The following is a 12,335-nucleotide window of genomic DNA, read 5'->3' as shown; positions in this document are numbered from 1 at the left end:
TAATTGTGCCGTAAACCGGGTGGTTCAGGGCAACACGATCCAGAGAGTCAGCGCCCACAAAGCGGCAATGTCTGACACCACAATGGGCAATGGACTACAAGAACCGTCGATAGACGTGTAGCCCTTGTTACACGGGCATCCCGCCCCATTTTAGGGCTGAAATAAAAGCCTCGAAAATTCACTAGACATGTAGTGTGAGTTACATAAATACTGTTTTAACGGATTGTGAAGCGAATCCAACACAACCATCCAGCAGGAGCCCGGATGCCCCCTCTCAGAGACCTGATTACTGATCCCGGCCTGGACCTTACGCCGTCAGAGCGCAAAGTCGTCCGGGCCTTGCTCGATCAGTACCCGCGCAACGGGCTCGGCCCGATGGCGCGTCTGGCCGAGCACGCCGGTGTCAGCGATCCGACCATCGTGCGGCTGGTAAAAAAACTCGGTTTTGGCGGTTACGCCGAATTCCAGGAAGCCCTCCTCAGCGACATGGACCATCGCTTGCGCTCGCCGCGCACGCTGTTGCAGCCGCGTTCGAACCTGAATCAGGATGATGCCTGGAGCCACTATCTGGCCCACAGCCACAATCTGCTGGCCGACACCCAGGCCCTGACCCAACCCGAAGATGTGCGGATACTCGCGCAATGGCTGCTCGACACGCGCCATCAGGTCTACTGCTTCGGCGGCCGTTTCAGCAGCCTGATGGCCACCTATCTGCTCAATCATTTGCGCTTGCTACGCCCCGGTTGCTTTGCGTTGGAGGACAACGCGCAACTGCCGGATCGTCTGTTCGACCTGCAACGCCAGGACGTGGTGCTGGTGTTCGACTATCGCCGCTACCAGACCCAGGCCCTGCGCGTGGCCACTGCGGCCAAGAACAATAACGCTCGAGTCGTGTTGTTCACCGACATCTACGCCTCGCCGCTGCGCGAGCTGGCCGACATGATCATCAGTGCTCCGGTGGAATCGGCGTCGCCGTTCGACACCATGGTCCCGGCGCTGGCCCAGGTTGAAGCGCTGATCGCTTGCCTGACCCTGCGCAGCCCGGACCTGGCCGATCGCCTGGAAGGCATCGATGCCCTGCGCAACGACTTCGACACCCACCTGCTGGAGGATAAATAAGGATGTTCAGCCTTCCCCACCGCTCGCCGCGGGACCTGCCGTTTGTCACCGACCACACTGCGCTGCTGCTGGTGGACATGCAGCGTGCCTGGCTTGAGCCGCAGTTCGACCCGCACCTCGAAGGCCCGGACGCCGCGTACTTTCTCAACCGCACGCGCTCGCAAGTGGTGCCCAATCAAGTCCGACTGCTCAACGCCTTCCGCGACGCACGGCAGAATGTGCTGCACACCCTGATCGAAAGCCTGACCGCCGATGGCCGCGACCGCTCGCTGGACCACAAACTGTCGGACATGCACCTGCCCAAGGGCAGCCCGCAGGCACAGGTCATCGCCGAGCTGACCCCGGCGGAAAACGAAATCGTGCTGCCGAAGACTTCTTCCGGGGTCTTCAACTCGACCAACATCGACTACGTGCTGCGCAACCTCGAAACCCGCCATCTGATCATCGCCGGCATCGTCACCGACCAATGCGTGGACATGGCCGTGCGCGACGCCGCCGATCGTGGCTATCTGGTCACTCTGGTAGCGGACGCCTGCGCGACCTACACCGAAGCACGTCACGACGCCTGCCTGAACGCAATCAAGGGCTACTGCTGGATCACCGACACCGACACCGTGCTCGGCCGGTTGCAGGAGATGCAGCCATGAGCGCACGCCTGTTGCCGTTGCCGATGACTACCATCGTCACCACTGACCTGATCGGCATCACCCGTGGCCGCTCGTTTCCCAGCGACGAGCTGGAACACTATCAAGCGGCCGGGTGCGGCTGGGTGCCGGCCAACAGCGCGTTGACGCCGCAGGACATCATCGCTTCGACCAATCCTTGGGGCGCCTATGGTGATTTGCGGCTGATTCCCGATCTGGCCAGCCGCGTCACGGTCGGCAACGGCCCGGACGCCGCCGCCCCGGCGCTGGATTTCATCCACGGTGACATCCGCGAAACCGACGGTCGCCCATGGGGCGCCTGCCCACGCACGCTGCTGCGCGATGAAATCGAGCGGTATCGCGATCTACTTGGTTTGCAGGTCAACGCCGCGTTCGAACACGAATTCAACCTGCACGCAGGGTTCGCCGAACACCTGGCCTTCTCCCTTGAGGCCCAGCGCCAGGGCGCGGAATTCGGTGGTTGGCTGCTCAGCGCGTTGCGCGCCGGCGGCGTCGAGCCGGAAATGTTCCTGCCCGAATACGGCAAGCATCAATACGAAATCACCTGCCGCCCGACCCTCGGCGTGGCGGCGGCGGATCGTGCGGTGAACGTGCGCGAGATCACCCGCGAGATCGCCCGGCAAATGGGCCTGGACCTGAGCTTCGCACCGAAGACCGCCGCTGAAGCGGTGTGCAACGGTGTACACCTGCACGTCAGCCTGCTCGATCTGGCCGGTCAGCCGATGCTGTATGACGCCGGCACCAGCAATGGCCTGTCGACCCTCGGCCAGCACTGGGCGGCGGGCGTGCTGCATTACTTGCCGGCGCTGTGTGCGTTCACCGCACCGACGCCTGTGTCGTATGAACGCTTGCAGCCGCACCACTGGAGCGCGTCCTACGCCTGCCTCGGACAACAGAACCGCGAAGCGGCGCTGCGCATCTGCCCGACCGTGAACCTGGGCAACAAACCCGTGGCGAAGCAATACAACCTGGAGTTCCGCGCCATGGACGCCACCGCCTCGCCGCACCTGGCAATGGCTGCACTATTGATTGCCGGACGCTTGGGCATCGAACAGCGTCTGGCGCTGAACGCGATCACCGATGAAGTCCCTGATTCACTCAACGACGAACAACGTAAGGCGCGGGGCATCGTTGCCCTGCCTGCCTCTTTGGCTCAGGCACTGGATTGCCTGCGTCGCAGCGAAGCGCTGATGGCAGCACTGCCTGCACCGTTGCTCGACACCTATTTCGCCCTGAAAACCGAGGAACTGGCGCTGACGGAACAGCTCTCGCCCGCTGACCTGTGTGAGCACTATGCACGCCTGTACTGAATCCGCCGAGCTTGGGTTGTACACCCGACCGGTCTACAACCTGACCCGTGAAGATTCGACGCACCCGCTGATTCTGGTGTGCGAACACGCCAGCCGCTACATCCCCGACGCCCTGAACAATCTGGGCCTGGATGACACGGCTGCGCGTGAACACATCGCCTGGGACATCGGTGCGCTGGAGCTGGCCGAGCACCTGTCGGAAAAAATCGGCGCCACGCTGTTGAGCGCCAATTATTCGCGACTGTTGATCGACCTCAACCGGCCCCGCCACGCCCCGGACAGCATTCCGGCGCAGAGCGAGATCTACCAGGTGCCAGGCAATCGCGAGCTCGACGAAGCCACCCGCGAATACCGTCGCCAGTGCCTGTTCAAGCCGTTTCACACCCGACTGCAACAACTGATCGACGAGCGTCTGGCCAAAGGCCGGCCGGTGCGGGTGGTGGGGATTCACAGTTTCACCCCGGTGTACTACGGCCAGCCGCGGGAGCTGGAAGTCGGCGTGCTGTTCGGTCAGGCCAAGGCCTATGCCCAGCGCCTGCTCGACGGTCTCGACCGGCATCCGCTGAAAGTCGCCGGCAACCAGCCGTACAGGATTGACCCGCTGGGCGACATGACCGTGCCGGTTCACGGTGATGCTCGTGGTCTTGAGTCGGTATTGATCGAGGTGCGCAACGACCTGCTGCGCAGCCCGGAAGCGGTGAGCCGCTGGGCAAATTATCTGGCCCCCCTGTTGTAAAAATGGCTGTAACCGCTGCTGACGCTGTAAACGACGGACCGATATAACAACTAAAACGACCGATAGGCTGACAAGGAGTTGCGCTTCATGGAAATAGAAGAGTTTGGCTACAAACAGGAGTTGAAACGTAGCCTGACACTGACCGACCTGGTGGTGTACGGGATGATCTTCATGATCCCCATCGCCCCGTTTGGCGTGTATGGCTATGTCAACGCGGAGGCACCGGGGATGGTGCCTCTGGCGTACATCATCGGCATGGTGGCGATGCTGTTCACCGCGCTGAGCTACGGCAGCATGGCCCGGGCCTTTCCGATTGCCGGCTCGGTGTATTCCTACGCACAAAGAGGCCTGAATCAACACGTCGGTTTCATCGCAGGCTGGCTGATGCTGCTCGACTATCTGCTGATTCCGCCGCTGCTATACGTGTATGCGGCGATGGCGCTCAACCATTTGTATCCGGATATCCCGAAAGTCGGCTTCATTCTGGCGTTCCTGGTCAGCGCCACGTTCGTCAATTTGCGCGGCATCACCTTCACCGCCCGCATGAACATCGTGTTCCTGCTGGCGCAACTTGTTGTGTTGGGGATTTTCCTGTTCTACGCCTGGAATGCCCTGCACAACGGTGGCGGCAACGGCCAGTTGACCCTGGCGCCGCTGTATCACCCGGAAACCTTCAACTTCGCCCTGCTGATGCAAGCAGTGTCGATTGCAGTGCTGTCGTTCCTCGGCTTCGATGCGATCTCCACCCTCGCCGAAGAAATCAAGGGCGATCCGGGCCGCAGCGTCGGCAAAGCTGCGTTGATCACCCTGGTGGTGATGGGTGCGATTTTCGTCGTACAGACCTGGATCGCCACCGATCTGGCCGCCGGCATGGGCTTCAAGTCCGCCGACACCGCGTTCTATGAAATCGCCGAAATTGCCGCTGGCAGCTGGCTCGCGACCCTGACCGGCGTGGCCACGGCTCTGGCCTGGGGCGTGGCAGTCGCAATCACGTCGCAAGCCGCTGTCTCGCGCCTGCTGTTCGGCATGGCCCGCGACGGCAAGCTGCCGAAAGTGCTGGCCAAGGTGCACCCGAAACACAACACGCCATACCTGAGCATTTATCTGGTGGCCGTGCTGTCGCTGGTGATCTGCTACCTGTTCATCAACTCGGTCGACACCCTGACCTCGTTGGTCAACTTCGGCGCCCTGAGCGGCTTCATGCTGCTGCACCTGACCGTGATCAATTACTACTGGCGCCGGCAGAAGTCCGGCCAGGTGATCCGTCACCTGATCTGCCCGGTGATCGGCTTCATCATCGTCGCGGCCATCATGTACAACATGGGCGTCGATGCACAAAAACTTGGCCTGATCTGGATCGCTTTGGGTCTGGTGTACCTGTTCTTCCTGAACAAGCTCGGCGCCAGTACCGCGCTGCCTGACCCGAGCAATGGCTGACAAGAAAAAGAGCGGCGTCTGACAACAAATCAGGCGACCGCCGCTTTAACGCGTGGAAACCGACAGTGATAGTCAGGTTCGGCGAATGTGCCGAACCTTTTGATACAGGAGTGCATCCATGCTGGTCTTACGCCCAGTCGAGCTAAACGACCTGCCTCAATTGCAACAACTGGCTCGCGATAGCCTGGTGGGCGTCACGTCCCTGCCGGACGACAGCGAGCACCTGGGCGAAAAAATCGCCGCGTCCTGTGCCTCGTTCGATAGCGAGGCAGCGGCTCAGGGCCCGGAGAATTACTTTTTCGTGCTGGAAGATCTGGACAACCGCCGTCTGGTCGGCTGCTCGGAGATTCTCGCCACGGCCGGCCATAACGAACCGTTCTACAGCCTGCGCAATCGCCACTTCACCAGCGCTTCGCGGGAACTGAACATCGAACACGGCGTGCCGGCGCTGTCGCTGTGCCACGACCTCAGTGGCCACACGCTGCTGCGCGGTTTTCACATCGACGCGGCGCTGGTGCGCACGCCGTTTTCCGAATTGCTGTCGCGGGCACGACTGCTGTTCATCGCCGCCCACGCACCGCGCTTTGCCGAAGCGGTGATCACCGAAATCGTCGGCTACAGCGACGAACAGGGTCACTCGCCGTTCTGGGACGCGCTGGGCAAACATTTTTTCGACCTGCCCTATGTCGAGGCCGAACGCCTGTGCGGCTTGCAAAGCCGTACGTTTCTCGCCGAATTGATGCCGCAATACCCGATCTATGTGCCGATGCTGCCGCTGGCGGCGCAGGAATGCATCGGCCGCATCCACCCGGACGGCCAGGAAGCCTTCGACATCCTTGAACGCGAAGGTTTTGAAACCAACAGCTACATCGATCTGTTCGATGCCGGCCCGACCTTGTTTGCACGCACCGCCAACATCCGTTCGATTGCACAAAGCCAGACGACCTTGGTTCAGGAGGAACCACTGATCGATGCCCGCGGTCGCTATCTGGTGAGCAATGATGCTCTGCATGGCTTCCGGGCGGTGGTCGCCGAGCTGGACTACCAGCCCGGTCAGCCCCTGGCGCTTGACCCGGCCCTATGTGCGGCATTGAACGTCCGCACTGGCAACACCATCCGGGTAATTGCCCTGTGAACAGCGCCCTAACCCCACGACAGTGCCCGAGCAGGCGCGCAAAAGGAGTTGCAGCATGATTGTCCGTCCGGTCCAAGTCAGCGACCTGCCAGCATTGATGACGCTGGTGCAACAGGCCGGGCCGGGGTTCACCACCCTGCCCGCCAACGAAGATCGCCTGGCCCACCGGGTACGCTGGGCGCAACGCGCCTTCGCCGAGCAGGTCGAGCGGGCGGATTCCGATTATCTGTTTGTACTTGAAGACGACGATCAGCGGGTGGTCGGGGTCAGCGCCCTGGCCGGGGCTGTCGGCCTGCGCGAGCCCTGGTACAACTACCGGGTCGGGCTGACCGTCAGCTCGGCGCCGGACCTGGGTATCCAGCGGCAGATCCCGACGCTGTTCCTCAACAATGAACTGACCGGCCAATCGGAACTGTGCTCGTTGTTCCTGCGCTACGACCAGCGCCATGGCAGCAATGGACGCCTGCTGTCGTTGGGGCGGTTGCTGTTTGTCGCCGAATTCCCGCACCTGTTCGGCGAGAAGATGATCGCCGAGCTGCGCGGCAGTGCCGACGAGCAAGGCTGTTCGCCATTCTGGGACAGCCTGGGCCGGCACTTCTTCCAGATGGATTTCAGCCACGCTGATCACCTGTCCGGGCTGGGCAACAAGTCGTTCATCGCCGAACTGATGCCGCGCCAGCCGCTGTACACCTGCTTGCTCACCGAACAGGCTCAGGCCGTGATCGGTCAGGCCCACCCGAACACCGAGCCGGCACTGAAAATTCTTCAGTCCGAGGGTTTCGCTCACAAAGGCTACATCGACATCTTCGATGGTGGTCCGGTGATCGAAGCACCAATCCGCAACATCCGCACTGTGCGCGACAGCCTGGAGCTGACGCTGAGCATTGGCACACCGGACGATCAGGCGCCACTGTGGCTGATCCACAACCGCCGTCTGGAAAACTGCCGCATCACTGTGGCCCCGGCGCGTCGGGTGGGCAACAGTCTGGTGATCGACCGACTCACCGCCAAACGCCTGCAATTGCAGCCGGGCAACTCGGTACGGGCGGTGACGTTGCCCAAGCAACAGCAGCAGGCAGTGGCGGCCTGAGCGCCTCTGCCTGCAGCAAGAAAGCCTGAACAGTTTTTTCCTGGTTAACTTCTTCGTTAATTCGTCATGATCCTTGACCCATTGGCGTGATAGCCTTTTCACCTTCGGCGTTGACACCTTTGTTCAAGCCTTTCCATTCCTTTGTATTGGTGGAACTCGTATGACCAGGCTTTCTCATCAAGATTTACGCCGTAACTTCCGTCAGCTGCTGGCTTCCGACACCTGCTATCACACCGCGTCGGTGTTCGATCCGATGTCCGCCCGCATCGCCGCTGACCTGGGTTTTGAAGTCGGGATTCTCGGCGGCTCGGTCGCCTCTTTGCAGGTCTTGGGCGCCCCTGACTTTGCCCTGATCACCCTCAGCGAATTCGCTGAACAGGCCACGCGCATCGGCCGCGTCGCCCAATTGCCGGTGATCGCCGACGCCGACCACGGCTACGGCAATGCGCTGAACGTGATGCGCACCATCGTCGAACTGGAACGCGCCGGCGTCGCCGCCCTGACCATCGAAGACACCCTGCTGCCGGCACAATTCGGCCGTAAATCCACCGACCTGATCTCGGTCGCCGAAGGCGTCGGCAAGATCCGCGCGGCACTGGAAGCCCGGGTCGATTCGGAAATGGCGATCATCGCCCGGACCAACGCCGGCATCCTGCCGAACCAGGAAATCATCAGCCGCACCCGCCAATACCAGGCCGCTGGCGCCGACGGTATCTGCATGGTCGGTATTCAGGACTTCGATCAGCTCGAGCAGATCGCCGAACACCTGACCGTTCCACTGATGCTGGTGACCTACGGCAACCCGGCGCTGCGCGACGACAAACGCCTGGCCGAACTGGGTGTGCGTGTGACCATCGACGGTCACGGTGCTTACTTCGCGGCGATCAAGGCGACTTACGACAGCCTGCGCGAACAACGGCAGATCTTCACCCAGGCTTCGGACCTGAGCGCCACCGAACTGACCCACACCTACACCCAGCCTGAGGAATACATCCTCTGGGCCAAGGAATACATGAGCGTCAAAGAGTAACCCCGCACCCCGCAACAAAGAGGCAGAGCGGCCCGACGCCATTACGAGTCCACTCGCATGGCGCCCGCCGCCACACTGCTAGACCGCTGTTTTGAAGCCCTCCTCCCGCTGTAATGCCCGCGTCTGAATCACGTTCAGAATGGCGCACCCCTCTCGCATCAGCAGATGCACTGCGCTGGTAATCCGCGTCAGATCACAATCGGAAATGCCCTTGAGGTCGAGACTGGAAAAGGTGTCCGCCAGATCGCGCACGACCACAAAACGGTGCATCGCACACGCGGCCATGTCGCTAAGTTCTTTTTGGGTATTGATGAAGAGCACCGGGGATTCGGCGTCGTAGGTGTCGATGGGGAGGTAGCGGGGGATTACTTGTTCTGACATTGGTGTAACTCCAGGTGAGGCAACCACCGTTCGCGGCCAAGCGAATAAAGGTGGCAGCTGTGAGCGGGTTGGCCGACCAGATACCTGAAAGATCCGGCACACCCTAAGGTGTCCCGCGCACAGCCGCCATAACACGTTGCCCAGAAACTGCTCTGAGCGATGGCGTTGTTACGTTTCAGGTTACCGACCGGCCAAGATCGTTCGCGGAATTTTCCGCGAGCCCAGACTATAGGGGTCGGCACCGAAACGCGGCAACAGGGTACGTTGTAGGAAAGGTCTTGGAAATATGTGGGCTGGTTTTGATGGCGGTGTTCGGCTTTATATCTGGGCTCAAAGGGTCTTCCGACCGTCGCGGTGGCAACCATTGGGGAAATCCTTCTGAAATGAACGCCCGGTTTTTGGTATGGTGCAGCTCGTTTTTTAACGGACTGATGTCACGCCCAAGGATCGGCGCTCATTTTTTTGTCAAAGAGTTGCTGCAGAAATGCCTGAACCAATCCCCATCAAGGATCACGAAAAAGAAACGCGTCTGGTCAACAAACGGCTGGTCGCCTGTGCCTTGTTCGTCTTCGCAATCAGCTGTGCACTGGTGGTGCGGCTGTACATCCTGCAAGTGGTGGAATTCGACTACCACTCGACCATCTCCGAAAACAACCGTGTCCACGTCCTGCCGATCCCGCCAACGCGGGGACTGATTTACGACCGCAATGGCGTTTTGCTTGCCGACAACCGTCCCAGCTACAACCTGATCATCACCCGCGAACGTGCCACCGATGTCAATCAGGAATTGAACGAAGTCATCAGCCTCCTGCACCTGCCTGCCGAAGATCGCACGGTGTTCGACAAGGCGATGAAGCAGTCACGTCACCCGTTTACGCCGGTGACCCTGTTTTATGAGCTAACCGAGGAACAGATTGCCGTACTCGCAGTCAACGAGTTCCGTCTGCCGGGGCTGGATGTCGAACCGCAGTTCGTGCGCAATTACCCGCTCGGGGCACACTTCGCACACTCGATAGGTTACGTCGGCCGCATCAACGAAAAAGAATCCAAGACTCTTGATTCCGTCGAATACCGTGGCACTCAATCTATCGGCAAGACCGGCATCGAACGCTTCTACGAACCGCAGCTGCACGGTCATGTCGGATACGAGGAAGTGGAAACCAACGCTCAGGGCCGCGTATTGCGGGTCCTGAAACACACCGATCCGATCCCCGGCAAAAATATTGTCCTGAGCCTCGACATCAAGCTCCAGGAAGCCGCCGAAGCGGCACTGGGTGATCGCCGTGGTTCAGTGGTTGCGCTGGACCCCTCGACCGGCGAAGTGCTGGCCATGGTCAGCAACCCGAGCTTCGACCCCAATCTGTTCGTGACCGGTATCAGCTCCAAGGAATATTCCGCGCTGCGCGATTCCATTGACCGTCCGCTATTCAACCGCGTGCTACGCGGCCTGTACGCGCCCGGTTCGACGATCAAGCCTGAGGTGGCGATTGCCGGACTCGACGCCGGCGTGGTCACGCCTCAAACCCGCGTCTTCGATCCTGGCTACTACCAACTGCCGGACTTCGACCACAAATACCGCAACTGGAACCACAGCGGCGACGGCTGGGTGGACATGGATGCGGCGATCATGCGCTCCAACGACACCTACTTCTACGACCTGGCGCACAAGCTCGGCATCGATCGCCTGCACGACTACATGGCGATGTTCGGCCTCGGCGAAAAAGTCTCGCTCGACATGTTCGAAGAATCTCCCGGCCTGATGCCGTCTCAGGCCTGGAAGCGCGCCACCCGACGTCAGGCCTGGTTCCCCGGTGAGACGGTGATCCTCGGCATAGGCCAGGGCTACATGCAGGTCACACCACTGCAACTGGCTCAGGCCACTGCACTGATCGCCAACAAAGGTGTGTGGAATCGTCCGCACCTCGCCAAAACCGTCGACGGCGTGCCGCCGGTGGACGAGCATCCGATGCCGAACATCCTGCTCAAGGATCCGCGCGACTGGGAGCAGGTCAACCACGGCATGCAGATGGTGATGCACGACGCCCGGGGTATCGCCCGGGCAGCCGCAGCCGGTGCGCAATACCGCATCGCCGGCAAGAGTGGTACGGCGCAGGTGGTAGCGATCAAACAAGGCGAGCGCTACAACCGCGAGAAAACCCTCGAGCGGCATCGTGACAATGCCTTGTTCGTCGGTTTTGCCCCGGCCGAACATCCTAAGATCGCGATCTCGGTGATGATTGAAAACGGTGAGGCCGGTGGTCGAGTCGCAGGCCCCGTAGTGAGGCAGATCATGGATGCCTGGCTACTCGACCAGGACGGTCACCTCAAGCCGCAATACGCGGCGCCGACCAAGGCACCGGGCGATCCACAGGTTTAACTCGTTCCAGCTTCACAGCACAGGCTCACGCAAGCTGAGCATGTGCTGGAAGCTGTCGAGGAACACCGTTTCAGCCTGAGTCATCTTCTGCTCGCGATTCCACAGCAGCTGGATATCGAAATCCACCACCCCATCCTCCGGCGGCAAGCGCCACAGCAGACCCTGTTCGACATCCCGTCGAACCAGGTGAATCGGCAAACAACCAATCCCGAACCCTGCACAGATCAGGCGGTAAATCTCTTCGAAACTGGTGGAGGAGGCGACGATCTTGCCGGTAAACCCCTGCTGGTCGCGAAACAGCGTCAACGGCGAAAGGTTGCCGCCAAGCTGATCACTGGTGAAGCTGACAAAGTTCTCCGCCGCGAGCTGCTCCAGCGTCAGATTCTGTTGTCCGAACAGTCGATGCCGTTGCCCGCAAAAGTACGCGTAGCGCTCACGAAACAGTACCCGTTGCTCCAGCCGAGGCTGTGGCAGGCGACACAACCCGACGCCGACTGTGGCGGTCTTTTGCAGCAGTGAACTGATGATGTTCGAGCTGCCCATCACCTCGACTTCCAGCTCGATTTTCGGATGAGTTTCGTGGAAGTCGGCAAGAAATTCGTCGTAATGCCGAGCCTGCACCCCACTGACGGTGAGGATGCGGATCTTGCCGACAACGTCGTCATGGCGGTTTTCGACCACGGTGCCCAAACGGGAAATATCGCCGTAGATATCCGCCGCAATCCGCAGAACTTCCTCCCCGGTTTCCGTCAGATCAAAGCGCCGTCCGCTGCGCGCAATCAACACACAATCCAATTGTTCTTCGAGACGTTTCAGCGCTTGGCTGACCGCCGACTGAGTGATGTGCAGTCGGGCAGCGGCGCGGCTCATGCTGCCTTCCTGACCGATTACCAGATACGTGCGCAGCAGGTTCCAGTCCAGACGATCGTTGAGAAATCGCCGGCCGACCCACGGGTTGGAAGCGGAAGTCATGTAGTAGCCACGCTAATAGTAAAGATAAGTTTTTGAAAATTGACTAATCCTGTCACGGAAGCGATAAAGCCCACAAGCGCCAC

Annotated in this window: 11 protein-coding genes; 9 read left to right on the top strand and 2 right to left on the bottom strand. The window is 60.5% G+C overall.

Features of this window, described 5'->3' with window-relative positions; all coding sequences use genetic code 11:
- Nucleotides 1-264: 264 nt before the first annotated feature.
- The 8 genes from JJN09_RS11055 to JJN09_RS11020 all read left to right on the top strand — a co-directional run bounded on the left by JJN09_RS11055 (nucleotide 265) and on the right by JJN09_RS11020 (nucleotide 8,522).
- The gene (locus JJN09_RS11055) at nucleotides 265-1,119 is read left to right on the top strand and encodes a MurR/RpiR family transcriptional regulator (RefSeq protein WP_249490150.1); all 855 of its coding nucleotides are present in this window, start codon (nucleotides 265-267) and stop codon (nucleotides 1,117-1,119) included.
- 2 nt (nucleotides 1,120-1,121) lie between these two features.
- Nucleotides 1,122-1,766 carry an isochorismatase family cysteine hydrolase gene (locus JJN09_RS11050; protein WP_007956245.1) on the top strand — a complete coding sequence of 215 codons (645 nt, stop codon included), beginning with the start codon at nucleotides 1,122-1,124 and terminating at the stop codon, nucleotides 1,764-1,766.
- Nucleotides 1,763-3,094, top strand: a complete 1,332-nt coding sequence (locus tag JJN09_RS11045; RefSeq protein WP_249490149.1) for a glutamine synthetase — start codon at nucleotides 1,763-1,765, stop codon at nucleotides 3,092-3,094. Before JJN09_RS11050 ends, JJN09_RS11045 begins: the two co-directional genes overlap by 4 nt.
- Entirely contained in the window at nucleotides 3,078-3,830 is a 753-nt protein-coding gene (locus tag JJN09_RS11040) for an N-formylglutamate amidohydrolase (RefSeq protein ID WP_249490148.1), read from the top strand. Before JJN09_RS11045 ends, JJN09_RS11040 begins: the two co-directional genes overlap by 17 nt.
- An 87-nt stretch (nucleotides 3,831-3,917) precedes the next feature.
- The gene (locus JJN09_RS11035) at nucleotides 3,918-5,267 is read left to right on the top strand and encodes an APC family permease (RefSeq protein ID WP_249490147.1); all 1,350 of its coding nucleotides are present in this window, start codon (nucleotides 3,918-3,920) and stop codon (nucleotides 5,265-5,267) included.
- Between the two features lie 118 nt (nucleotides 5,268-5,385).
- Nucleotides 5,386-6,402: an arginine N-succinyltransferase gene (locus JJN09_RS11030; RefSeq protein WP_249490146.1), complete on the top strand. Its 1,017-nt coding sequence runs from the start codon at nucleotides 5,386-5,388 to the stop codon at nucleotides 6,400-6,402.
- 55 nt (nucleotides 6,403-6,457) lie between these two features.
- The gene (gene astA, locus JJN09_RS11025; protein WP_249490145.1) at nucleotides 6,458-7,492 is read left to right on the top strand and encodes an arginine N-succinyltransferase; all 1,035 of its coding nucleotides are present in this window, start codon (nucleotides 6,458-6,460) and stop codon (nucleotides 7,490-7,492) included.
- Nucleotides 7,493-7,652: 160 nt separating this feature from the next.
- On the top strand, nucleotides 7,653-8,522 hold the full coding sequence (locus JJN09_RS11020; protein WP_096822909.1) for an oxaloacetate decarboxylase: 870 nt from the start codon (nucleotides 7,653-7,655) through the stop codon (nucleotides 8,520-8,522).
- Nucleotides 8,523-8,600: 78 nt separating this feature from the next.
- Here the strand turns inward: JJN09_RS11020 and JJN09_RS11015 are convergent, their stop codons facing one another.
- On the bottom strand, nucleotides 8,601-8,903 hold the full coding sequence (locus JJN09_RS11015; protein WP_249490144.1) for a hypothetical protein: 303 nt from the start codon (nucleotides 8,901-8,903) through the stop codon (nucleotides 8,601-8,603).
- A 484-nt stretch (nucleotides 8,904-9,387) separates the two neighbouring features.
- Here JJN09_RS11015 and mrdA point away from each other — a divergent pair, with 484 nt between their 5' ends.
- Nucleotides 9,388-11,280: a penicillin-binding protein 2 gene (mrdA, locus tag JJN09_RS11010; protein ID WP_249490143.1), complete on the top strand. Its 1,893-nt coding sequence runs from the start codon at nucleotides 9,388-9,390 to the stop codon at nucleotides 11,278-11,280.
- Between the two features lie 12 nt (nucleotides 11,281-11,292).
- Here mrdA and JJN09_RS11005 read toward each other — a convergent pair whose 3' ends face one another.
- Nucleotides 11,293-12,252 carry a LysR family transcriptional regulator gene (locus JJN09_RS11005; RefSeq protein ID WP_249490142.1) on the bottom strand — a complete coding sequence of 320 codons (960 nt, stop codon included), beginning with the start codon at nucleotides 12,250-12,252 and terminating at the stop codon, nucleotides 11,293-11,295.
- Nucleotides 12,253-12,335 lie beyond the last annotated feature (83 nt).

Source organism: Pseudomonas sp. HS6, from assembly GCF_023375815.1.
Taxonomy (GTDB): domain Bacteria; phylum Pseudomonadota; class Gammaproteobacteria; order Pseudomonadales; family Pseudomonadaceae; genus Aquipseudomonas.
The sequence above is the reverse complement of the archived record's forward strand: the minus strand, read 5'-3'. Positions and strand labels throughout refer to the sequence as shown.

What these genes read in the sequence shown, in the direction of transcription:
- JJN09_RS11035 (WP_249490147.1), top strand. Translation starts at nt 3,918, where the DNA reads ATGGAAATAGAAGAGTTTGGCTACAAACAGGAGTTGAAACGTAGCCTG.
- JJN09_RS11030 (WP_249490146.1), top strand. Translation starts at nt 5,386, where the DNA reads ATGCTGGTCTTACGCCCAGTCGAGCTAAACGACCTGCCTCAATTGCAA.
- JJN09_RS11020 (WP_096822909.1), top strand. Translation starts at nt 7,653, where the DNA reads ATGACCAGGCTTTCTCATCAAGATTTACGCCGTAACTTCCGTCAGCTG.
- JJN09_RS11015 (WP_249490144.1), bottom strand. Translation starts at nt 8,903, where the DNA reads ATGTCAGAACAAGTAATCCCCCGCTACCTCCCCATCGACACCTACGAC.
- JJN09_RS11045 (WP_249490149.1), top strand. Translation starts at nt 1,763, where the DNA reads ATGAGCGCACGCCTGTTGCCGTTGCCGATGACTACCATCGTCACCACT.
- JJN09_RS11050 (WP_007956245.1), top strand. Translation starts at nt 1,122, where the DNA reads ATGTTCAGCCTTCCCCACCGCTCGCCGCGGGACCTGCCGTTTGTCACC.
- mrdA (WP_249490143.1), top strand. Translation starts at nt 9,388, where the DNA reads ATGCCTGAACCAATCCCCATCAAGGATCACGAAAAAGAAACGCGTCTG.
- JJN09_RS11005 (WP_249490142.1), bottom strand. Translation starts at nt 12,252, where the DNA reads ATGACTTCCGCTTCCAACCCGTGGGTCGGCCGGCGATTTCTCAACGAT.
- JJN09_RS11040 (WP_249490148.1), top strand. Translation starts at nt 3,078, where the DNA reads ATGCACGCCTGTACTGAATCCGCCGAGCTTGGGTTGTACACCCGACCG.
- JJN09_RS11055 (WP_249490150.1), top strand. Translation starts at nt 265, where the DNA reads ATGCCCCCTCTCAGAGACCTGATTACTGATCCCGGCCTGGACCTTACG.
- astA (WP_249490145.1), top strand. Translation starts at nt 6,458, where the DNA reads ATGATTGTCCGTCCGGTCCAAGTCAGCGACCTGCCAGCATTGATGACG.